General features: G+C 60.6%; 26 protein-coding genes. 14 read left to right on the top strand and 12 right to left on the bottom strand.

Annotated features, from left to right (window positions below; all coding sequences use genetic code 11):
• The first annotated feature begins 21 nt into the window (after positions 1–21).
• Together OC605_RS02185 and OC605_RS02180 are read left to right on the top strand one after the other, a co-directional pair.
• Entirely contained in the window at positions 22–315 is a 294-nt protein-coding gene (locus OC605_RS02185; RefSeq protein WP_016770881.1) for a hypothetical protein, read from the top strand.
• A 195-nt stretch (positions 316–510) separates the two neighbouring features.
• A complete protein-coding gene (locus OC605_RS02180) occupies positions 511–1,482 on the top strand; it encodes a L,D-transpeptidase family protein (protein WP_262136190.1) in 972 nt (323 codons plus the stop codon).
• A 126-nt stretch (positions 1,483–1,608) separates the two neighbouring features.
• Here OC605_RS02180 and oprI read toward each other — a convergent pair whose 3' ends face one another.
• Positions 1,609–1,860: an outer membrane lipoprotei OprI gene (gene oprI / locus OC605_RS02175; protein WP_003183784.1), complete on the bottom strand. Its 252-nt coding sequence runs from the start codon at positions 1,858–1,860 to the stop codon at positions 1,609–1,611.
• 639 nt (positions 1,861–2,499) lie between these two features.
• Between oprI and OC605_RS02170 the strand changes: the two genes are divergently transcribed.
• Entirely contained in the window at positions 2,500–2,781 is a 282-nt protein-coding gene (locus OC605_RS02170; protein WP_016770879.1) for a GNAT family N-acetyltransferase, read from the top strand.
• A 60-nt stretch (positions 2,782–2,841) separates the two neighbouring features.
• Here OC605_RS02170 and OC605_RS02165 read toward each other — a convergent pair whose 3' ends face one another.
• Entirely contained in the window at positions 2,842–3,918 is a 1,077-nt protein-coding gene (locus OC605_RS02165) for a 3-deoxy-7-phosphoheptulonate synthase (protein WP_016770878.1), read from the bottom strand.
• A 129-nt stretch (positions 3,919–4,047) separates the two neighbouring features.
• Positions 4,048–4,491 carry a PilZ domain-containing protein gene (locus OC605_RS02160; RefSeq protein WP_024013780.1) on the bottom strand — a complete coding sequence of 148 codons (444 nt, stop codon included), beginning with the start codon at positions 4,489–4,491 and terminating at the stop codon, positions 4,048–4,050.
• Here OC605_RS02160 and OC605_RS02155 point away from each other — a divergent pair.
• From OC605_RS02155 to cysB, 5 genes are all read left to right on the top strand, one after another.
• Complete coding sequence (locus tag OC605_RS02155) at positions 4,490–4,876, top strand: thioredoxin family protein (protein WP_262136189.1); 387 nt, start codon at positions 4,490–4,492, stop codon at positions 4,874–4,876. The genes OC605_RS02160 and OC605_RS02155 overlap by 2 nt on opposite strands.
• Positions 4,873–5,829 (top strand): putative 2-dehydropantoate 2-reductase, encoded by a 957-nt coding sequence (locus OC605_RS02150; RefSeq protein ID WP_262136188.1) that lies wholly within the window; start codon positions 4,873–4,875, stop codon positions 5,827–5,829. The genes OC605_RS02155 and OC605_RS02150 overlap by 4 nt, the downstream gene beginning before the upstream one ends.
• A gap of 22 nt (positions 5,830–5,851) precedes the next feature.
• A complete protein-coding gene (locus OC605_RS02145) occupies positions 5,852–6,757 on the top strand; it encodes a 5'-nucleotidase (RefSeq protein WP_039759920.1) in 906 nt (301 codons plus the stop codon).
• Positions 6,758–6,854: 97 nt separating this feature from the next.
• Positions 6,855–7,358 carry a universal stress protein gene (locus OC605_RS02140; RefSeq protein WP_016770874.1) on the top strand — a complete coding sequence of 168 codons (504 nt, stop codon included), beginning with the start codon at positions 6,855–6,857 and terminating at the stop codon, positions 7,356–7,358.
• 113 nt (positions 7,359–7,471) lie between these two features.
• Positions 7,472–8,446 carry an HTH-type transcriptional regulator CysB gene (cysB, locus tag OC605_RS02135; RefSeq protein WP_016770873.1) on the top strand — a complete coding sequence of 325 codons (975 nt, stop codon included), beginning with the start codon at positions 7,472–7,474 and terminating at the stop codon, positions 8,444–8,446.
• Between the two features lie 9 nt (positions 8,447–8,455).
• Here cysB and OC605_RS02130 read toward each other — a convergent pair whose 3' ends face one another.
• Entirely contained in the window at positions 8,456–8,938 is a 483-nt protein-coding gene (locus tag OC605_RS02130; protein WP_262136187.1) for a GreA/GreB family elongation factor, read from the bottom strand.
• A gap of 2 nt (positions 8,939–8,940) precedes the next feature.
• Complete coding sequence (locus OC605_RS02125; protein WP_056788478.1) at positions 8,941–9,357, bottom strand: hypothetical protein; 417 nt, start codon at positions 9,355–9,357, stop codon at positions 8,941–8,943.
• A gap of 125 nt (positions 9,358–9,482) precedes the next feature.
• Here OC605_RS02125 and earP point away from each other — a divergent pair, with 125 nt between their 5' ends.
• Together earP and OC605_RS02115 are read left to right on the top strand one after the other, a co-directional pair.
• Positions 9,483–10,625, top strand: a complete 1,143-nt coding sequence (gene earP / locus OC605_RS02120; protein WP_262136186.1) for an elongation factor P maturation arginine rhamnosyltransferase EarP — start codon at positions 9,483–9,485, stop codon at positions 10,623–10,625.
• Positions 10,626–10,673: 48 nt separating this feature from the next.
• Positions 10,674–11,243: an elongation factor P gene (locus OC605_RS02115; protein WP_003226785.1), complete on the top strand. Its 570-nt coding sequence runs from the start codon at positions 10,674–10,676 to the stop codon at positions 11,241–11,243.
• Positions 11,244–11,421: 178 nt separating this feature from the next.
• Here OC605_RS02115 and OC605_RS02110 read toward each other — a convergent pair whose 3' ends face one another.
• The 4 genes from OC605_RS02110 to OC605_RS02095 all read right to left on the bottom strand — a co-directional run bounded on the left by OC605_RS02110 (position 11,422) and on the right by OC605_RS02095 (position 14,717).
• The gene (locus OC605_RS02110; protein WP_056788483.1) at positions 11,422–12,432 is read right to left on the bottom strand and encodes an alpha/beta hydrolase; all 1,011 of its coding nucleotides are present in this window, start codon (positions 12,430–12,432) and stop codon (positions 11,422–11,424) included.
• 37 nt (positions 12,433–12,469) lie between these two features.
• On the bottom strand, positions 12,470–12,889 hold the full coding sequence (locus OC605_RS02105) for an organic hydroperoxide resistance protein (protein ID WP_007940002.1): 420 nt from the start codon (positions 12,887–12,889) through the stop codon (positions 12,470–12,472).
• Positions 12,890–13,228: 339 nt separating this feature from the next.
• Positions 13,229–13,684 (bottom strand): MarR family winged helix-turn-helix transcriptional regulator, encoded by a 456-nt coding sequence (locus OC605_RS02100; RefSeq protein WP_024013772.1) that lies wholly within the window; start codon positions 13,682–13,684, stop codon positions 13,229–13,231.
• 76 nt (positions 13,685–13,760) lie between these two features.
• Positions 13,761–14,717: a LysR substrate-binding domain-containing protein gene (locus OC605_RS02095; RefSeq protein WP_262136185.1), complete on the bottom strand. Its 957-nt coding sequence runs from the start codon at positions 14,715–14,717 to the stop codon at positions 13,761–13,763.
• 111 nt (positions 14,718–14,828) lie between these two features.
• Between OC605_RS02095 and OC605_RS02090 the strand changes: the two genes are divergently transcribed.
• Positions 14,829–15,575, top strand: a complete 747-nt coding sequence (locus OC605_RS02090; protein WP_410055973.1) for a sulfite exporter TauE/SafE family protein — start codon at positions 14,829–14,831, stop codon at positions 15,573–15,575.
• On the opposite strand, the gene OC605_RS02085 is transcribed toward OC605_RS02090, so the two are convergent.
• Complete coding sequence (locus OC605_RS02085; protein ID WP_172667885.1) at positions 15,565–16,419, bottom strand: LysR substrate-binding domain-containing protein; 855 nt, start codon at positions 16,417–16,419, stop codon at positions 15,565–15,567. The genes OC605_RS02090 and OC605_RS02085 overlap by 11 nt on opposite strands.
• 97 nt (positions 16,420–16,516) lie before the next feature.
• On the opposite strand from OC605_RS02085, the gene OC605_RS02080 reads away from it, so the two are divergent.
• Both OC605_RS02080 and OC605_RS02075 read left to right on the top strand, forming a co-directional pair.
• Positions 16,517–16,738 carry a DUF1127 domain-containing protein gene (locus OC605_RS02080; RefSeq protein ID WP_125926343.1) on the top strand — a complete coding sequence of 74 codons (222 nt, stop codon included), beginning with the start codon at positions 16,517–16,519 and terminating at the stop codon, positions 16,736–16,738.
• A 64-nt stretch (positions 16,739–16,802) separates the two neighbouring features.
• Entirely contained in the window at positions 16,803–18,029 is a 1,227-nt protein-coding gene (locus OC605_RS02075; RefSeq protein WP_262136183.1) for a winged helix-turn-helix domain-containing protein, read from the top strand.
• Between the two features lie 89 nt (positions 18,030–18,118).
• On the opposite strand, the gene OC605_RS02070 is transcribed toward OC605_RS02075, so the two are convergent.
• Positions 18,119–19,465 carry a class II 3-deoxy-7-phosphoheptulonate synthase gene (locus tag OC605_RS02070; RefSeq protein ID WP_038861070.1) on the bottom strand — a complete coding sequence of 449 codons (1,347 nt, stop codon included), beginning with the start codon at positions 19,463–19,465 and terminating at the stop codon, positions 18,119–18,121.
• 151 nt (positions 19,466–19,616) lie between these two features.
• Between OC605_RS02070 and OC605_RS02065 the strand changes: the two genes are divergently transcribed.
• Positions 19,617–20,372: a spermidine synthase gene (locus tag OC605_RS02065; RefSeq protein WP_262136182.1), complete on the top strand. Its 756-nt coding sequence runs from the start codon at positions 19,617–19,619 to the stop codon at positions 20,370–20,372.
• Positions 20,373–20,481: 109 nt separating this feature from the next.
• Here OC605_RS02065 and OC605_RS02060 read toward each other — a convergent pair whose 3' ends face one another.
• The gene (locus OC605_RS02060) at positions 20,482–21,273 is read right to left on the bottom strand and encodes a crotonase/enoyl-CoA hydratase family protein (protein ID WP_262136181.1); all 792 of its coding nucleotides are present in this window, start codon (positions 21,271–21,273) and stop codon (positions 20,482–20,484) included.
• Positions 21,274–21,402 lie beyond the last annotated feature (129 nt).

Genomic DNA, 21,402 nt, shown 5'->3' with positions numbered 1-21,402 from the left:
CCCCCTAATTTGGAGCCCCCGATGCCGCGTCCTGCCTGGTCCCTGTTTGCCTACCAACTGATCGAGCCTGACGAGCAGCTGGATCTGTTCGCCTGCCAGGAAGTGCGGGTGCATCTGGTGACGCGGCAGCTGGAACTCGGTGGCTCGGCCGATCGCACGCTCTGCGGCACTCTGCTGCCGGCGCAACCGCGCTGGTCGAATGTTGATCGGCGGGTGTTCCAGGATCAGCGCCTGTGCTCGCTGTGCCGGGCGATTCTCGAATCGCAGAAACGCGGTACGTCGCCGATCTGGCCCGAGCTTCGATTCGAACTTTAAGATCAAAAGATCGCAGCCTCGTTGCACTCGTCAGCTCCTACAGGGAATGCGTTGCAAATGTAGGAGCTGACGAGTGCAACGAAGCTGCGATCTTTCAGGGCGCGACACGGTCTATCGGCGTGTCTCCCGAATCCCCAGGCCGCGGTGTACAATCGCGCCCTTATACCCTTGATGATCATGCGAAGGATTTTCCGGATGTTGCCGCGCTTTCCTGCCGTCACCCGCTGCCTGTCACTTGCCGCCCTGTGTGTGGCCGGTCCCGTTGCTGCATTGGAGCTTCCCCTGCCACCACCCGGCGAGGACATCGTCGGCCAGGTGCAGGTGATCAAAGCCAAGTACGAAGACACCTTCGCCGACCTGGGCACCACCTACGATCTGGGCTATTCGGAAATGGTTGCGGCCAACCCGGGCATCGATGCCTGGCTGCCGGGCGCCGGTACCGAGATCGTCCTGCCGACGCGCTTCATCCTGCCGCCGGGCCCGCGTGAAGGCATCGTCATCAACCTCGCCGAATACCGTCTCTATTACTACCCGAAAGGCCGCGACGTGGTGTACACGTTCCCGCTGGGTATCGGCCGCGAAGGCTGGGGCTCGCCGATCGCGCACACCTCGATCATCGCCAAGACACCGAACCCGACGTGGACGCCTCCGGCTTCGATCAAGGCCGAACACGCTGCTGACGGTGATCCGCTGCCGAATGTGGTGCCGGCCGGTCCTGATAACCCGCTGGGTCCGTTCAAGTTCACCCTCGGCACGCCGGGCTACCTGATCCACGGTTCGAACAAGAAGTTCGGCATCGGCATGCGCACCAGCCACGGCTGCTTCCGCATGTTCAACAACAACGTGCTGGAAATGGCCGGCATGGTCCCGGTCGGCACCTCGGTGCGCATCATCAACGACCCGTACAAGTTCGGTCGCAGTGGCGGCAAGGTCTATCTGGAAGCGCACACGCCGCTCGACGACAAGGGCAACCCGTCGGTGGTCGACAAGCACACCGCGGTGATCAACGCGATGCTCAAGCGTGAAGACATCACCAGCAACCTGCGCATGAACTGGGATGTGGTGCGTGATGTGGTCGCCGCCGAAGACGGCCTGCCGGTAGAGATCGCCGTGCCGAATACCTCGGTGCCGATGGTGAGCAGGGCAGCGAGCGACCTGCAGCAATAAGAGCTGATTAAAACCCCGCCGATGCGTGCAGCGTCGGCGGGTTTTTTATTGCCCGGAGAAAAGCACCGGGCACAAAAAAGCCGACCCGGAAAACCGGATCGGCTCGATAACAATCCCGAGGGATTATTACTTGCGGCTAGCTTTTTCCAGCATGCGCAGAGCACGCTCGTTAGCTTCGTCAGCAGTCTGTTGTGCTTTTTGAGCAGCAGCCAGAGCTTCATCAGCTTTACGGTAAGCTTCGTCTGCACGAGCCTGGGAGCGAGCAGCTGCGTCTTCAGTAGCGGTCAGACGTGCTTCGGTTTCTTTCGATGCGCTGCTGCAACCGGTAGCCAGAACTGCGGCCAGAGCCAGAGCAGAGAATTTCAGAACGTTGTTCATCGTGTTCCCCTTCAAGGACTTTCAAATTAAGTGGCTGTCTCCTCACGATTGAGGAAATAGCCGGCGTACATACTACCCATTACTTGTAGTAAGTAAACTGACGTAGCGCAAGAAGCAAAAAAAATTGTAGGCGTTGATTCTTTTTCGAGCAACTTTTAACTGCGCTGTATAAAAAATATCCAGCTGCAAGCCCCGGCGTGAGCGACTCAAACGGAAAAAGTTCCCGCCCTCGTGCGCTGTTTTTGCGACTTCGGCTAAAGTCTTTCTAAATGAATTCGTCCACACTTTTGTTCAGGTTCTGCGAAGCGCTTCGCGTATCTTTGTTGATGTACAGGTGACTTTAAAAAAGGTTGCACGTCTTAAGTCTCAACATTCCGGCAATGTTCAGGCAAACGGCACGCAAAGATTGTCTTGCGGCCGAACCTGCGACCATCGATGCCAATGCACGCAAACCATCCGATGACGAGCGTACCTTGAGCATTTTCGCCAATGGTGCCTACTATTCAGCAGGTGTCAGATTGCGCGAGATCGGTGTGGCTCTTCTCAGTGTCCATCAGGCACGGGGTGGCGTAGATGTTCCTTCGCCGGAAAAACATCGGTAAGGTAGGGGTCACAATTCAAGACCCGCGAGGAGTAGTGATGAGCGAGGCGTTGTCCATCCACCATGACCAGGCTGGTCATCAATTCGAGACCACTGTGGACGGTCATCGTGCTTACCTGACCTACATGGATCTGGGCAAGCAGACCCTGGATATCTACCGCACCTTCGTGCCCAATGCCCTGCGCGGCCGTGGCATTGCCGCAGCGCTGACTGAACGCGCGCTGCAATACGCCGAAGAAATGGGCTACACGGTGATCCCGTCGTGCTCCTACGTCGAGCGCTACATGGAACGCCATCAGCGTCGCGCCGCGAAGATCTGAATCGCACACACAAAAACGCCGGACAATGTCCGGCGTTTTTTTATATCCGTAAAACCGTGCTTACGTGCGCTGACGCTTCGGCAATACGTCCTTGAGCTTGGCGTGCATGCTGCGCAAGGTGTTTTCGGTGGCAGACCAATCGATGCAGGCATCGGTGATCGACACGCCGTATTGCAGGTCGGCGAGATCTTTCGGGATTGCCTGGCAGCCCCAGTTCAAATGGCTCTCAACCATCAGACCGATGATCGACTGGTTGCCTTCGAGGATCTGGTTGGCGACGTTTTCCATCACCAGCGGTTGCAGGGCCGGGTCCTTGTTGGAGTTGGCGTGGCTGCAGTCGACCATGATGTTCGGCTTGATCTTCGCCTTGTTCAGCGCCTGCTCGCACAGGGCCACGCTGACCGAATCATAGTTCGGCTTGCCGTTACCGCCACGCAGCACCACGTGACCGTAGGCGTTGCCCTTGGTGGTGACGATCGACACGCCACCTTCCTGGTTGATGCCGAGGAACCGGTGCGGGCTGGACACCGACTGCAAGGCGTTGATCGCCACGGTCAGGCCGCCGTCGGTGCCGTTCTTGAAGCCGACCGCCGAGGACAGGCCGGAAGCCATTTCGCGGTGAGTCTGCGATTCGGTGGTACGCGCGCCGATGGCCGACCAACTGATCAGATCCTGCAGGTACTGCGGGGAGATCGGGTCGAGGGCTTCGGTCGCGGTCGGCAGGCCTTTCTCGGCCAGGTCGAGCAGCAACTGACGACCGATGTGCAGACCGTCCTGGATCTTGAACGAGTCGTCCAGATACGGATCGTTGATCAGACCTTTCCAGCCGACGGTGGTGCGCGGCTTCTCGAAATACACGCGCATGACCAGATACAGGGTGTCGGAGACTTCCTCGGCGAGCACCTTGAGGCGATCGGCGTATTCGTGGGCAGCCTTGATGTCGTGAATCGAGCACGGGCCGATCACGACGAACAGACGGTGGTCGGTGCCATCGAGAATGTTGCGAATGACTTCGCGGCCCTTGGTGACGGTGCGCAGGGCGGCGTCGCTCAGGGGGATATCACGCTTGAGCTGATCGGGAGTGATCAGGGTCTCGTTAGAGGCGACGTTTAGGTCGTTGATCGGTAAATCAGCCATCGTTTACTCGTCAGGTCACGGGTGCCGGCCGCCAGCGATCCCCGCGCGGCGGAGCACAGCAGATTTAGCGCGTCGGGGGAGCCGAACCTTAGCGCGTCAGACGCGGCTCGACAATGGGCAAACCGTGCTTTAGTCCAGCGCTGGCTGCGCAAAAGCCTTGCGCAGGTTGTCGTGGGAGAACTCTTCGGCGTGCTCCTCGACCCATTGCAGGGCCAGCGCCTGACTATCCTGCAGATCGTCGTGGCTGTCCTGCATGCGCGAATAGCGTTCGATCTGACACACCTGCTCACCCATTCGCGCGCTGAACAGGGTCTGTTCGTCAGTGAAGGCAATGCCCACCAGATAGCCTTTTTTACGCCGCAGACACCAGGCCACATAGCCCGGATAACAGAAGTCGGCATTCAGCGTCGGCATGCGTACTTGCAGCGCAGTGCCATGGCGCCAGGCGCGGTGGTAATTGCAAGCGATGCCGCCGAGGCTGATAGTGTGCAGCTGTTGTCTGGAAATGCATTCAGGCTTGAGTAACGTCAATTCAACCGGCACTTCGTCCGGATGAGGAATGAAACGTCCCATGAGCACAGACTCCCTGTGTCGGCCATCTGACATTGTTTCCCCCAGTATAGTGGTCGAATCCGAGCTGACCGACTTCGACGCCGACCAGCGGCTGCTGGCGATGCGCGGGGTTTCTCTGGTGATCTTCACCAGCGTCGGCTGCGCCAGTTGTCGTTATGCCCGCGAGGTGTTGCCGGGATTGCCGCTGGCGATCGATCGGCTGTGCTGGATCGACGCCGGCAACAACGGCGGCCTGGTCGAGCGTTATCAGGTGTTTCGTTTGCCGGCGCTGTTTGTGGTGCGCGACGGCGAGTTCTTTGGCGCAGTGCACACTCGTCTGACGGTTGATGAGCTCAACCAGGCAGTGGCGCAGGCGCTGGGTCGAATTGCAGAGGAGTTGCCATGAGCGAGACAGTCAGCAAACCGGTGGTGGGGATTATCGGCACCGGTGCAATCGGCGGGTTCTACGGGGTGATGCTGGCGCGTGCCGGGTTTGAGGTGCACTTTTTGTTGCGCAGCGAATTTTCCGCCGTGGCTGAGCGCGGTTTGCAGATCAACAGTGCGGTACATGGGCCGTTGACGCTGCATCCGGTCAATGCCTATTCCGCTGCCGAAGACATGCCGCCCTGTGACTGGCTGCTGGTCGGCACCAAGACCACCAGCAACGCCGGTCTGGCCCCGGCGATCATTCAGGCCGCCAAACCTGACGCAAAAGTGCTGTTGCTGCAGAACGGTCTGGATGTCGAAGACAGCCTGCGGCCGCTGTTGCCGGATTCGCTGCATCTGCTCGGTGGTCTGTGCCTGATCTGCGTGCACCGCGAGGGGCCGGGGCAGATTACCCATCAGGCCCTTGGCGCGGTGAATGTCGGTTATCACAGCGGCTCGGCCATTGATGAAGTAGCGCGCATGGCGATCGTCGAGGAGGGCGCCGGACTGTTCCGTGCCGCCGGCATCGACTCGCAGGCGATGGCCAACCTGCATCAGGCGCGCTGGCAGAAACTGGTGTGGAATATCCCCTACAACGGCCTTTCGGTGTTGCTCGGCGCGGGAACCGAAGCGCTGATGGTCGATGCCGACAGCCGCCTGTCGATTCAGGCGTTGATGGCGGAAGTGGTGCAGGGCGCCCGGGCCTGTGGATACGAGATCCCGCCCGGCTATGCCGAGTACCTGTTCACCATGACGGAAAAAATGCCCGATTACTGGCCGAGCATGTACCACGACTTTGCACACAAGCGTCCGCTGGAGCTGGAGGCGATCTACGCCCGGCCACTGGCGGCGGCGAAAGCGGCGGGGTGCGAGTTGCCGCGCATCGAGGCGTTGTATCGCCATTTGGGTTTTATCGACCGACGCAATACCTGAGTCGGTTGTTCTGGGGGAAGGCATGGCCAATAACATCGATGACAAACTGGTGCTGGCGATTTCCTCGCGCGCCTTGTTCGACCTGAGCGAAAGCCACAAGGTCTACCTGTCGAGCGGCGTCGAAGCCTATCGGCAATATCAGATCGAGCACGAAGACGAAATCCTCGCGCCGGGCGATGCGTTCCCGCTGGTGGAAAAACTCCTGAGCCTGAACAGCCGTCTCGGCCGCGCGCGGGTCGAGGTGATTCTGGTTTCCCGTAACAGCGCCGACACCGGGCTGCGCGTGTTCAACTCGATTCATCATTACGGCCTGGCGATTTCCCGCGCGGCGTTCGTCGGCGGGCGCAGTCCGTATCCGTATCTGAAAGCGTTTGGCTGCGACCTGTTTCTCTCGACCCACGCCGAAGACGTGCGTGCGGCGCTGGACGCCGGGTTCGCCGCCGCAACGATTCTCTCCGGTGGCGCCAGCCGCGCGGCCAGTGATGAATTGCGTATCGCCTTTGACGGTGACGCGGTGATCTTTTCCGACGAGTCCGAGCGCGTTTATCAGTCCGGCGGCCTGGAAGCGTTTCAGGCCAAGGAACGCGAATCGGCACGCGAGCCATTGCGTGGTGGGCCGTTCAAGGGCTTTCTGGCAGCGCTCAATCTGTTGCAGCGCGAGTTTCCCGATGACGATTGCCCGATCCGCACGGCGCTGGTGACCGCGCGTTCGGCGCCGGCCCATGAGCGGGTGATCCGCACCTTGCGGGAATGGGATATTCGCCTCGATGAGTCGCTATTTCTCGGTGGCCTGACCAAATCGGCGTTCCTCGAAGCCTTCGCCGCCGACGTGTTCTTCGATGACCAGACCGGCCATTGCGAACTGGCTCGCGAAGTGGTCGCCACCGGCCACGTGCCCCATGGCATCAGCAACGAACCGTCGATCTAGAGCCTTTTCATTCAGGACGTTGCGTCGCACGTCGTACTCGCCAAGGCACTGCTAAGCTGAATCAATCTCCGCCATCGTTGGCTCGCGAGGAGGTCCCATGATTCGCTCAATGCTGTATGCCACCGACCTCGGTCTGTACGCACCGTTCGTGATGCAGCATGCCCTGGCCTTGGCGCGCACCTTCAATGCCGATCTGTATGTAGTGCACGCGGTGGAACCCATGGGCCTGTTTGCCGAGTCGGTGCTGCAAAGCTATCTCGACGAACAGGCATTGAACGAATTCCATAGTCAGGGTCTGAAAACAGTCATTGCCAATATCGAACAACGGGTGCTCGACAGCTTTCGTGAAGAACTGGGGGACGACGGCGAACAGGATCTGCAGCGCATTCGCGCGGTGCGCGTGCTGCAGGGCGACCCGTCGCAGGTGATTCTCGATCAGGTGCACAAGCTCTCGGTCGATCTGCTGATCGTCGGCAGTCACAGCCATGGCGTCGGCGCGGAAACGCCGTTGGGGCGCACGGCGGCGCGGGTTCTGCAATTGGCCAAGGTGCCGGTCTATCTGGTGCCGCTGATGGAACGCCGGCGGCGTGAGGATCGCTGAAGCAGGAATAATGGCGTTTTGATAAAAAAGTTCTAGATTTATTCTTCGAACCATTAATATAGTTATATACCGTCGCTGATGCCCGTGGCGTCTACCTGCTTTGAGGGATTGATATGAAGCTTCAACAACTGCGCTACATCTGGGAAGTGGCGCACCACGACCTCAACGTTTCCGCTACCGCTCAAAGCCTGTACACCTCGCAACCGGGCATTAGTAAGCAGATCCGCCTGCTGGAAGACGAGCTGGGCGTCGAAGTCTTCGCCCGCAGCGGCAAGCACCTGACCCGCGTCACCCCGGCCGGCGAGCGCATCATCACCACCGCTGGCGAGATCCTGCGCAAAGTCGAAAGCATCAAGCAGATTGCCCAGGAATTCTCCAACGAGAAAAAGGGCACCCTGTCGATCGCCACCACCCACACCCAGGCGCGTTATGCGCTGCCGCCGGTGATCAGCAATTTCATCAAGCAATACCCGGACGTGGCCCTGCACATGCATCAGGGCTCGCCGATGCAGATCGCCGAAATGGCCGCTGACGGCACCGTCGATTTCGCCATTGCCACTGAAGCGCTGGAGCTGTTCGGTGATCTGGTGATGATGCCGTGCTACCGCTGGAACCGCTGCGTGGTCGTACCCCATGGCCACCCGCTGACCAAGCTGCCGAAGCTGACCCTCGAAGCGCTGGCCGAATACCCGATCGTCACTTACGTGTTCGGTTTCACCGGCCGTTCCAAGCTCGACGAAGCCTTCAGCCATCGTGGCCTGACGCCGAAAGTGGTGTTCACCGCTGCTGACGCCGACGTGATCAAAACCTACGTGCGCCTGGGCCTGGGCGTGGGCATCGTGGCTAAAATGGCGGTCGACACCAAACTCGATAACGATCTGGTGGTGCTGGATGCCAGCGAGCTGTTCGAGTCGAGCATCACCAAGATCGGTTTCCGTCGCGGCACCTTCCTGCGTGGCTTCATGTGCGACTTCATCGAGAAATTCGCCCCGCACCTGACCCGCGAAGTCATGGCCAAGGCCATTCAATGCCACAACAAGCAAGAGCTCGAAGAGCTGTTCGACGGCGTCGAACTGCCCGTTCACTAAGCACCCGCTTCAGAGCACCTCGGTGACAGCAAACTGTTGCCGGGTGCCCGCCACCAGAATCTCCACCTCATCGCCCGCGAACTTGCCCAGCAGGCTTTTGCCCAGCGGCGAGCGCGGGGTGATGACGGTAACCGGCTGACCCACCACGTCGACTTTCAGCCCCGCCGCATCCGGCGCCAGAAACAGCCATTGCTCGCGACCCTTTTCGTCCTCCAGGCCGAGCAGGGCGCCGACTTCAATGCCGCGATTTTCATCGTAGGCACGCAACGTCAGGTTCTGACATAGCGCCAGGGACTGACGGATTTCCTCAACCCGCTTCGCCTGACCCGCCGCCAGATACGACGCCTCCAGCCCCAGCGTGTCGTATTTGTTTTCGGCGATGTTTTCTTCGTGGGTCGCGGTTTCGTAAGCGGTTTGCGCGGCACGTTCGGCAACGTCGAGGTCGATGCGCAGCTTGTCGAGAATCAATTGGTGGACGCTGTGTTTGTTCATGATCAATCGCAGAATTGCAAAACGTTGGCGCGGCTCTTCTCGGTCGGCGCGGTCTGGTCCTGCTGCAGCCAGAACTGGCATTTCGGATTGGACGCGTTACGCGAATTGGCGCGCGCCTGATCCAGTCGGGCCTGCTGTTCATTCTTGCGCAGGTTTTCTTCGTACTGTTGGAACAGCGGACTTTGCGGTGGAATGTCCGGCTGAACCTGCACGGGCGCCACAGCCGGGGGATTGACGCGCTGCTGCACCGCTTGCGCGACAGGGGCCAGTTGCTCGGGAAAGATAAAGCGCGAAAGCAGCCAGCAGGTCAGCGCAATCGCCAGGAACCCCAGCCACAGGCCCAGCGCAATGCTGCCGGTCAGATGCAGCGCGCTAAGCTGAACAGGCAAGGGACGACGCGGATTGGGACGGTAGGGCATGGCGGCCTCCTGGCGGATGGTTGCGGGCAAGCGGCGATTGTCGCACGAAGATTAATCGCCGTCGGCTCTTCTGCGCGAGCGCATTTATGCGGACAATCGAGGTTTTTAGCCAACGGGAGAACGGCATGCCTGAAGCGAAACCCCGCTGGGACATATTCTGCACCGTGGTCGATAACTTCGGTGACATCGGCGTGACCTGGCGCCTGGCCCGGCAGCTGGTGGCCGAACATGCCTTGCCGGTGCGCCTGTGGGTAGATGATCTGCGCGCATTCGAGCGCCTCTGTCCTGAGATCGATATCGAGCTAGCGCAGCAGTGGCAGCAGGGTGTCGAGGTGCGTCAGTGGCCGGGCGAATGGCTGCACGCCGAGGCGTCCGACGTAGTCATCGCCGCCTTCGCCTGCCAACTGCCCACTGATTACATGGACAGCATGGCCGCACGGGAAACGCCACCGCTGTGGCTCAACCTCGATTATCTCAGCGCCGAAGACTGGGTCACCGGCTGCCACGGCTTGCCGTCGGTGAAGTACAAATCGGTGCAGAAGTTCTTTTTCTTTCCAGGCTTCAAACCGGGCACCGGTGGCCTGCTGCGCGAACGCGGACTTCTCGAACAGCGTCGGCAGTTTCAGCAGGATCGGCCGGCCCAGCGACATTTCCTGCAAGCCTTGGGTATCGATCCTGCTCCGGACGCGCAACTGATCTCGCTGTTTGCTTATGAAAACCCCGGGTTGGCCAGTTGGCTGGACGTGCTGGCGGCCGATGCACAGGCGACTCACCTGCTGGTGCCGGAAGGGCGGATTCTCGGCGATGTGGCGCGCTGGCTGAATGTGGAAACCCTAACGGTCGGCGCGATTCATGTGCGCGAGTCCCTGACCGTGCAAGTGCTGCCGTTCGTCCGTCAGGACCAGTACGACCATCTGCTCTGGTGCTGCGATTTCAACGCGGTGCGCGGTGAAGATTCATTCGTTCGCGCGCAATGGGCGGGGCGGCCGATGCTCTGGCACATCTATCAGCAGGACGATGACATCCATCTGGACAAGCTCGATGCTTTTCTCGCGCTCTACACTCACGGCCTTCCGCCCGCTGCGGCGCAGGCGATGAACGGTCTGTGGCGAGCGTGGAGTGCCGGTCAACCGATCGGCGAGCACTGGCTGGCGGTGCGAAATCATTGGCCGGAACTCGAGCAAAACGCCGAGGCATGGTGTCTGGAACAGGCCTTGCAGGCGGATCTTGCCACGGCGCTGGTACAGTTTTATGTAAATTGGATATGATACGCGGCCTAGATTTTTGTAAATCCCATCCAAATTCGGATATTCGCAATGAAAACTGGTAAAGAACTCAAACCCGGTACCGTGATCCGTATCGACAACGATCCTTGGCTGGTTCAGAAAGCTGAATTCACCAAGTCGGGCCGTAACAGCGCGATCATGAAGACCAAGCTGAAGAACCTGCTGACCGGTTACAAGACCGAAACCGTTTACGGTGCGGACGACAAACTGGACGACGTGATCCTGGATCGTAAAGAAGCCACCCTGTCGTTCATCAGCGGTGACACTTACACGTTCATGGACACCACTGACTACACCATGTACGAGCTGAACGCCGAAGACATCGAAAGCGTTCTGCCTTTCGTTGAAGAAGGCATGACCGACGTTTGCGAAGCCGTGTTCTTCGAAGAGCGTCTGGTTTCCGTAGAACTGCCGACCACCATCGTGCGTCAGGTTGACTACACCGAAGGCTCCGCTCGCGGTGACACTTCCGGCAAGGTGATGAAGCCTGCCAAACTGAAGAACGGTACCGAGCTGTCGGTTGCCGACTTCATCGAAATCGGCGACATGATCGAGATCGATACCCGCGAAGGCGGTTCCTACAAAGGCCGTGCAAAATAAGCACTGTTTTTTGCGGAAAGAAAAAACCCGACCATTGAGTCGGGTTTTTTTGTGCCTGTAAGAAACACTCGGAACCCTGTGGGAGCGAGCCTGCTCGCGAATGCGGTGTGTCATTCAATGAAGCGCTGTCTGACGGGACGCTTTCGCGAGCAGGCTCACTCCCACAATGGGACGGTGGTTACTTCAAGTGTTGCTTCAGTTCTTCAGACGCCTGCAACATCGCCGAACGCACCGCCGGTACCTGGCTGACCACGTTGAGCAAACCGTAATCGTGAATCATGCCGTTGTAGCGCACCGACGTTACCGGAACCCCGGCCTCGTCGAGTTTGCGCGCATAGGCTTCGCCTTCATCGCGCAGCACGTCGGCGCTGGCAGTCTGCACCAGTGCAGGCGGCAGGCCTTTGAGCTGTGCGGTAGTAGCGCGCAGCGGTGAAGCGTAGATCTCGTTGCGCTGCTTGGCGTCGGTGGTGTAGTTGTCCCAGAACCACTTCATCATGTTGCGGGTGAGGAAGTGCCCTTCGGCGTACTGGTTGTACGAACCGGTGTCGAAGTTGGCATCGGTCACCGGCCACAGCAGTACCTGGAATTTGATCGCCGGGGTGCCCTTGTCCTTGGCCATCAGTGCAACCACTGCGGCCATATTGCCGCCGACGCTGTTGCCGGCCACGGCCAGGCGCTTGCCATCGACATTGATCTCTTTACCGTGTTCCGCCACCCATTTGGTCGCAGCGTAGGCCTGGTTGATCGCCACCGGGTAATGCGCTTCCGGCGAAGGGGTGTAGTTGACGAACACCGCCGCCGCACCCGAACCGACCACCAGATCGCGCACCAGACGTTCGTGAGTCGGGAAGTCCCCCAGCACCCAGCCGCCGCCGTGGAAGAACATGAACACCGGCAGCTCACCCTTGACCCCGGCCGGCCGGACAATGGTCAGGCTCAGCGGTTGACCATCGACCTGCACGGTTTTCTCGCTGACGTCGGCTTTGGGCAACGTCAACTTGACCCCGGACTGCGCGCCGACCAGCACGGCGCGGGCATCCTTGGGCGACAGCTGCTCGATCGGCTTGCCGCTGCCTGAATTCAGCGCATCGAGGAATGCCTGGGTGTTGTGTTCGACATCACCGGCGAAAGCGCTGTGTACCGACAGGGCGAGAAGGGTACCGGTCAAGACTTTGCTGAAAGTGTTCATGTTCATTTTTCCTTGTTCGGGCCGGGGGCTTGAGTGATTACACGGTTACGTGCAGGCGCACATCGACGTTGCCACGGGTGGCGTTGGAGTACGGGCAGACCTGGTGAGCGGCGTCGACCAGCGACTGCGCATCGGCTTGTTCCAGGCCCGGCAGGCTGATGTGCAAATCAATGTCCAGACCGAAACCGCCAGGGATCTGGCCGATGCCGACATGGGCGGTAATCGACGCGTCGTCAGGAATCTTGCGCTTGGTCTGGCTGGCGACGAATTTCAGTGCGCCGATGAAGCAGGCCGAGTAACCGGCAGCGAACAGTTGCTCAGGGTTGGTCGCCGCGCCGCCAGCACCGCCGAGTTCTTTTGGGGTGGCCAGTTTGACGTCGAGTACGTTGTCGCTGGAGATCGCACGACCGTCACGGCCGCCAGTGGAAGTTGCGATTGCGGTGTAGAGAGTTTGCATGGTGTGAGCCTCATTGGTTGTGGTTTTGCGCGCTAATTGTTTGCGCGCTAAGTAGGTGTGAAGTGAATGTATAGCGCTAATGTTTAGTGCGCAAGATAAATTTTTAACAAAAATCGCGTTTTGCTCAAGGGCATAGCGTGGAAGGGGCGGGTAAGGCTTGATCTAGAGCGCTTGACGAGGGAATGCAGGCGGGAAAAATATTTTTGTTGGCGCTGAAATCACTGTGGGAGCGAGCCTGCTCGCGAAGGCGGAGTGTCAGTCAAAATGATGTCGGCTGACAGGTCGCCATCGCGGGCAAGCCCGCTCCCACAGGGACAGTGTTGTGCTCGGAAATGAGGATCAGGTCAGGCTGTCTTGCAGATGTCCGCGCAGCGCTTGCAGCTCGGCCTGCAATTTCTGCAGACGTTCAAGGGTGAAGCCACTGGCGCCAAGAATGCACTGCGGCACGGTCTGCGCCTTGTCGCGCAAGGCGCGGCCTGCTGCGGTCAGTTCGACAATCACCACCCGCTCATCTTCACGACTGCGGGTGCGGCTGAGCAGGCCTTCGGCTTCCAGACGCTTGAGCAATGGCGTCAGCGATCCCGGATCGGTCAGCAGGCGTGCGCTGATTTCTCCGACAGTCAGACCGTCCTTCTCCCACAACACCATCATCGCCAGATACTGCGGATAGGTCAGGCCCAGCGCCTGCAACAGCGGCTTGTAGACCTTGGTCATCATCAGCGAGGTCGAGTGCAGGGCGAAGCACGCCTGATTGTCGAGCAGAAGGTCGTCGCAGTTGTCGCGTTCGCAAGTCATTGTCAAAGCCTTGATCGTTGATCGTTTTTTAATCTAGCGCTCGAATCTTTAAGGCGCCAGATAAATATGTCCGGCGTCAGTGCCGGGCGAATTGCCGTTGCAGCGCCAGATCCCATGGAGGCACCGGGCTGAAGCGGGTTTTCAGGTATTCCAGCAATAACCGACTGCGCGAATGGACCTGCTGTTCCATGCGCAGCGCGTAAATGCCGGTGGTCTCCGGCGGCGGCAGGCCGTTTTCGCAGAACAGTGGCACCAGTTCGCCACGCAGCAAGTATTCGCTGGCCAGCCAGGTCGGCAGGTGTGCGACGCCCAGACCCGCCGCCGCGCCACACGCCAGGGCTTCGGCATTGTTGGCGCTCAGGCGTACCCGCGATGGCCGGTGCAGTTGCATTTGCCCGTCCACTTCGAATTTCCAGGCGAAGGGCGGAGCAAGGCCTTCCCAGTCGAGCCCGTCGTGTTCGCTCAATTGCACTGGGGACTCGGGCACGCCGCGCTGCTTGAGGTAGTCAGGGCTGGCGCAGGCGACGCGGACCATGCTCGCCAATGGCGTGGCGACCAGGCGCGAGTCAGCCAATTGGCCGGTACGCAGCACCAGATCGACCTTGCCCAGGCTGCTGCCGGCCATGTCGCTGAAGCTGTCGATCAGGTGCATCTGCACATCCAGTCCCGGATACAGCAGGAGAAAATCGGCAATCACCGGCGCCAGATGCCGCCGCCCGAAGGCTGCTGGCGCATCGATGCGGATCAGGCCTTCCGGTGCACTGCTCAATGACACCGCTTCGGCACGCGCCAGTTGCAATTCGGCGATGATCCGTCGCGCCCGCTCGGCAAAGGCCAGGCCGGCCGAGGTCGGCAGCACGGCATGGGTGCTGCGCACGAACAGCTGACTGCCGACGGCACTTTCCAGGCTATCGATGCGCCGCGCCACGGCGGATGGTGTCAGCGGATGACGGCGCGAAGCGGCAGAAAAGCTGCCACTCTCCAGCACATCGAGAAACAGGCCGAGCTGATCGGTCAATTGGTTGGGATTCATGGAAATCACACTTGTGCAAAATCGGCATAGCCATTGTGCGTTGCTATGCGTTTCCCCGCTAGGCGCGAGTGCGTAGCATTGGCCGCCTGTCGTTAGAGGATTACCGTTGTGATGGATTTTCTGTTGTACCTGCTGTTCGGCGCTGCCCTTGGCACATTGGGCGGGATCTTTGGCATTGGCGGTGGCTTGATTGCGATTCCGTTGCTTGGCGTATGGTTTGGGCTTGATCAGCAGATCGCCCAGGGCACGGCGCTGGTGATGGTGGTACCGAACGTGATGCTGGCGCTGTGGCGTTATCACCAGCGCAATCGCATCGAATTGCGCCATGCGCTGCCGCTGGCGGTGATGGGTTTCTGCTTTGCCTGGCTTGGCTCGATCTGGGCTGTGGGCATTGATGCGCAGACCATGCGCATCGGCTTTGTCGCCTTTCTGGTGGTGCTGTCGGCCTACAACCTGTTGAAGATGTTCGGCACACGACCAGCGCCGACTGCCGAGATGCGCTATTCGTGGCCGTGGTTGGGCGTGCTTGGCGCCGCCTCAGGGACCATGGGCGGCTTGTTCGGCGTCGGCGGCGCGGTGGTGGCCACTCCAGTGCTGACCAGCCTGTTCGGCACCAGCCAAGTGGTTGCTCAGGGATTGTCGCTGGCGCTGGCCCTGCCGAGCACTGGCGTAACCCTGGTGACCTACGCTGTGCACCACGAAGTCGACTGGATGATCGGCCTGCCTCTGGCGGTCGGAGGTCTGCTCAGCATCAGTTGGGGCGTGAAAGTTGCCCACGCCATGCCGGAAAAACTCCTGCGTGGGCTGTTCTGCGGTTTTCTGGTGCTGTGTGCGGTGATGCTCGCCTTTAAAGTTTGAAGCCCTCGACGATGTGCTCGGCCAGGCACTCGGTGATCGGCGACGGGTTGTTCAGATTGCGGATCAGCATGATGCTCGCCTCGGGCAACAGCGGCAGATCTTCGGCGGCGCCAAGGATGCGCATGTCCGGGGTGATCAGGCTTTCCAGTTGCGCGGTGATCGCCAGCCCCGCGCTGACTACCGCCATCAGCGCCGACAGGCTGCTGCTGTTGTAGGCGATGCGGTAATCGCGGCCCATCGCGTCCAGCGCATTGCACGCCCACAAGCGGCAGAAACAATCACTGTTGAACATCGCCAGGGGCAGCGGCGTCTGTTCATGGGCGCTGAAGTTCTGCGCCTCGGCCCAGACAAAGCGCTCCTTGCGCAGCAACTGGCCGATCTCGTTGCCCGGCTCACGGGTGACGATCGACAAATCCAGATCAGTGCGTTGCAGCAACTGCTTGCTCGACTCGCAATGCACTTCGATCTGGATCAGCGGATAGAACTGCGCGAACCGCGACAGGATCCCCGGCAGAAAACGCATCACGTAATCATCCGGCGTGCCGATGCGCACGGTGCCGACCATGTGCGGCTCGCGCAGCGTGTTGAACACTTCACTGTGCAGTTTGAGGATGCGCCGCGCATAACCGAGCAGCACTTGGCCTTCAGCCGTAAGCCGCACCTGACGGCCATCGCGCTCGAACAGCTGGCGCTGCAACACGTCTTCTTCCAGACGTTTCATCTGCATGCTCACCGCCGACTGGGTGCGATTGACCATCTCGCCAGCACGGGTGAAACCGCCTTGATCGGCAATTGCGACAAAGGTGCGCAGGACATCGGTATCGATACTGGGGTAGGCGGACAATTGATGAATCTCCGTGATGCATGCCATCAGAAACATTCGTTGGATTGATCTTAGCGCCAGCGCGAGACTTGAGCCATCCACAAAAGGAGGCAAGACGATGAAAGGTCAAAGAGAGTATGCAAGCCAAGAACGGCTGTCCGGCCACGGCCATATCGTGTCCGATCTGCTGCACAAATTCAGCCGCTGGTATGAACTGCATCGTGAACGGGAAATGCTCGCCGGTCTGAGCGATGAGGCGCTGAAAGACATCGGCATCAGCCGCGCCGATGTCGAACACGAAACCGTGCGGCCGTTCTGGGACGACCCGATGCATAAATGATGAGGCTATCGCTACACAAACTCCTTTCAGGTGAGGTAGGTTGCGAGCAGACATGGAGGAATAAATGCTCGCGACAGTGTCCTTTTCCCTCAAACAGGCGCGACGTCTGGCGCTGGCTGCCCAAGGGTTCAACGGGCGCCAGCCGCCGACCGTCAATGCCAGTCATCTCAACCGGCTGATCGAACGGCTGGGCCTGCTGCAAATCGATTCCGTCAATGCCGTGGTGCGCTCGCACTACCTGCCGCTGTTTTCCCGTCTCGGTTCCTACCCCTCTGACTTGCTCGACCAGGCTGCCTGGAGTTCGGGGCGTCGGCGCACGCTGTTCGAATACTGGGGCCATGAAGCGTCGCTGTTGCCGCTGTCGATGTACCCGTTGCTGGGCTGGCGTATGCAACGGGCCAAGCGTGGCGAAGACATCTATCAGCAATTGGCGAGGTTTGGTCGCGAACAGCAGGAAACCATTCGCCGCGTGCTGACTGCGGTTGAGGAGCGGGGCGCGCTGGGTGCCGGCAGTCTGTCGACCCGCGAAGACAAGGCCGGGCCATGGTGGGACTGGAGCGCTGAGAAACATGCGCTGGAATGGTTGTTTGCCGCCGGTGAGGTCACAGTGGCGGGGCGACGCGGTTTCGAGCGCTTGTACGATTTGCCCGAGCGAGTGATTCCGGCAGCGATTCTGCAGCAGCCCACGCCGGACGAGGCCGAGGCGCAACGCGGTTTGCTGTTGCATGCGGCGCAAGCATTGGGCGTTGGTACGGAAAAAGACCTGCGTGATTACTTTCGCCTGAGCCCTGCGGATGCTCGGCCGCGTCTGGCTGAGTTGGTTGAGGCGGGGCAATTGCAGATGTGCGAAGTCGGCGACTGGCGGCAGATCGCCTATTGCCTGCCGGAGCCCAAAGTGCCGCGCAAGGTCATTGCCAGTGCGCTGCTGTCGCCGTTCGACTCGCTGATCTGGGAGCGCAGCCGCACCGAGCGTTTGTTCGATTTCCGCTATCGTCTGGAAATCTACACACCGCAGCCCAAGCGCGTTTACGGCTATTACGTGCTGCCGTTTTTGCACAACGAGCGGATCGCCGCGCGGGTTGATCTACGCGCAGAGCGGGCGGCGGGGCAGTTGGCGGTGCATGCGGTGCACGAAGAGGAGCCGGGGCTGGATGATGATGGGATGTCGGCGCTGGCGCTGAGTTTGCGGCGGATGGCGGGTTGGCTGGGGCTTGAGCGGGTGCAGTTGAATTGTCAGCGCAAGAGTGCGTGGCGGTTGCGGGTGGCATTGGCGCGGATTGAGGTTGCCTGAGCTGGCCCTTTCGCGAGCAGGCTCGCTCCCACAGGGAAACGCATTGCAAATGTGGGAGCGAGCCTGCTCGCGAAGGGAGGCGACGCGGTCTAGCGGCGGACTTGCTTCAGGGTCTCGGCAATCAAAAACGCCAATTCCAGCGACTGGTCGGCATTCATCCGCGGATCGCAGTGGGTGTGATAACGATCGGACAAGCCGTCCTCGGTAATCGGTCGGGCGCCGCCGATGCACTCGGTGACATTCTGCCCGGTCATCTCGATGTGAATGCCGCCGGCATAGCTGCCTTCCGCTTCGTGCACCTGGAAGAACTGCTTCACCTCGCCAAGGATCTGTGCGAAGTCACGGGTCTTGTAGCCGCTGCTGGCCTTGATGGTGTTGCCGTGCATCGGGTCGGAGCTCCACAGCACTTGCTTGCCTTCGCGCTGCACCGCACGGATCAGTGCCGGCAGATGATCGCCGACCTTGTTCGCACCCATCCGCGCGATCAGGTTCAACCGCCCCGGATCGTTGTCCGGGTTGAGCACGTCGATCAGGCGGATCAGGTCATCAGGGTTCATGCTCGGGCCGACCTTGACGCCGATCGGGTTGTTCACGCCGCGCAGGAATTCAACGTGCGCGCCGTCGAGCTGGCGGGTGCGGTCGCCGATCCACAGCATGTGCGCCGAGCAATCGTAGTAATCGTTGGTCAGGCTGTCGCGGCGGACGAAGGCTTCTTCGTAGTTCAGCAGCAACGCTTCGTGGGCGGTGAAGAAACTAGTTTCGCGCAGTTGCGGTGAGCTGTCCATGCCGCAGGCGCGCATGAACGCCAGGGTTTCATCGATGCGGTCGGCGAGGTGGCTGTACTTCTCGGCCAGCGCCGAGTTGGCGATGAAATCCAGGTTCCACTTGTGCACTTGATGCAGGTCGGCAAAACCGCCCTGGGCGAAAGCGCGCAACAGGTTCAAGGTCGCTGTGGACTGATGATAGGACTGCAGCAAACGCTCTGGATCCGGCACGCGGCTCTTTTCGTCGAAGCCGATGCCGTTGACGATGTCGCCACGGTAGGCCGGCAGGGTTACGCCGCCGATGGTTTCGTCGTTGGCCGAACGCGGCTTGGCGAACTGGCCGGCCATGCGCCCGACCTTGACCACCGGGCAGCCGGCAGCGAAGGTCATGACGATCGCCATTTGCAGCAACACTTTGAAGGTGTCGCGGATCTTCGCGGCGGAAAATTCGGCGAAGCTTTCCGCGCAATCGCCGCCCTGCAACAGAAACGCGCGACCCTGGGTGACTTCGGCAAACTGCCGGCGCAGCTCGCGCGCTTCGCCGGCGAACACCAGCGGCGGATAGCTGGCCAGGGTCTGCTCGACCTGGCGCAGGTGCGCGGCGTCGGGGTATTGCGGTTGTTGCTGGATCGGCAGGGCGCGCCAGCTGTCAGGGCTCCACGGTTGGCTCATCACGGTCTCGAAGTTCGTACGCAGGGAAGCGCCATGTTAGCAGCAATTAGTGCGTGACCTGCTCCCGCCCCATCGCAGACAATCGCCGCTTTGCCACGGCGCCACAGCGGTGCCATCGCGTCACCGCGCCCGGTGACCATCAGGAGACGAAATGACAGAGGAGCGCGTCGAGCATCTGCTCGCCGAAGTACAGGATGAGTTCGGCGTGATTCGCGTGCTGGAAGTGGCCGATTACCGCTTTCTCGAGTTCGGCGATGCGATCGAGCGGAGCTGCGTGTTCACCGCCGACCCGAGCTGGCTGGAGTACGACTACACCCGCGCGATGCTGATCGGCGCGCTGTGCCACGAGCAGCCGGAGAGCGCGCTGTTTCTCGGTTTGGGCGCGGGCACGCTGACCCAGGCTTGCCTGAAATTCCTGCCGCTGGAAGACGTCGAAGCCATCGAACTGCGCCCGGACGTACCGCGCCTGGCCATCGAATATCTCGGCCTGGATGACGATCCGCGTTTGTACATCCGCGTCGGCGATGCGCTGGAATTGCTGCCGACTGCCGAGCCGGCGGATCTGATTTTCGTCGACCTCTATACCGATGTCGGTCCCGGTGTCGGGCATCTGGCCTGGAGTTTTCTCGGCGATTGTCAGAAGCGCCTGAATCCGGGCGGCTGGCTGGTGATCAACCAGTGGGCCACCGACGATGGCAAACCGCTGGGCGCGGCATTGTTGCGCGGGCTCTATCACCGGCATTACTGGGAGTTGCCGGTGAAGGAGGGCAACGTGATTCTGATCGTTCCGGCGGATCTCGATCAGGCGCTGGACATGCAGGCGCTGACCCAGCGGGCCGAAGCGCTGGCGCCGCAGCTGGGGTATTCGTTGCAGTCGTTGATCAACGCGATTCGCCCGGCGACCTGAGCCGGCAGTACCGCCCCCTTCGCGAGCAGGCTCGCTCCCACATTTGAAATGCGTTCTACCTGTGGGAGCGAGCCTGCTCGCGAAAAGGCCCTGACAGGCAGCAGATTCTTCACACCCCTTTGAAAATCCCAGGTCGCCGCTCCACCAACGACCGCACCCCCTCCCGGGCATCCTCAGTGGCGAGCAACTTCTTCACCAGCGCCGGTAACGCCCGCGCCGCCGCTGTCTCACCCTCATAACGCGCCTGTCGCGCTGACATCAAGGTCGCCTGCACGCCCAACGGTGCCTGCCGGGCAATCCGTTCGGCCAGCTCAATCGCCCTTGGCAGCAAATCCTCACTTGCCATTACTTCCTGCACCAGGCCCAGATGCAACGCATCGTGGGCATCAAATTCATCGCCAGTCAGCAGCCAGCGCATCGCGTTGCCCCAGCCGGCGATCTGCTGGAAACGCAAAGTCGCGCCGCCAAACGGAAAGATCCCACGCTGTACTTCCATCTGCGCGAAGCGAGTGTTGCTCGCGCACAGGTTGATGTCCGCCGCCAGCATCAGCTCGATGCCGATAGTCAGGCAGTAACCCTGCGCGGCGACAATCACCGGCTTGCTTACCCGTGGTCCGACGAAAACGCCCCAGGGATCGCAGCCGCCGCTCGGAACCTGCCAACCTTCGGCCAGCGCCGCGCTGGCATTGACCAGATCAAGCCCGGCGGTGAAGTGTTCGCCATGGCCGAACACCACGGCGACCCGCGCTTCGCGGTCGGCTTCGAATTCGCCGTAGGCCAGGCTCAGGTCGTTGAGCAGGTCGATATCGAAAGCGTTGCGCTTGGCCGCCCGATCGAGGCCGATCAAGTGCACATGACCACGACGTTCTCGGCTGACGCGGCCGGCGCAGAGCTGATTCATGGCTAAATCCTCGAGCAGGAAGGGCGGGTGCGCGGCGCTTTGCCGCAGGTCGGTGAACCGTTTAAGCGTCATCGCCCGCAGGGCCGGGCCTTTGCAAAATAGACCGTTGCGCGATTATCCGCAAAACCC

Source organism: Pseudomonas sp. Marseille-Q5117 (assembly GCF_946901175.1).
Classification (GTDB): Bacteria; Pseudomonadota; Gammaproteobacteria; order Pseudomonadales; family Pseudomonadaceae; genus Aquipseudomonas; species Aquipseudomonas iranensis.
Note: the sequence above shows the minus strand (reverse complement) of the source record. Positions and strands in the feature narration are given on the sequence as shown.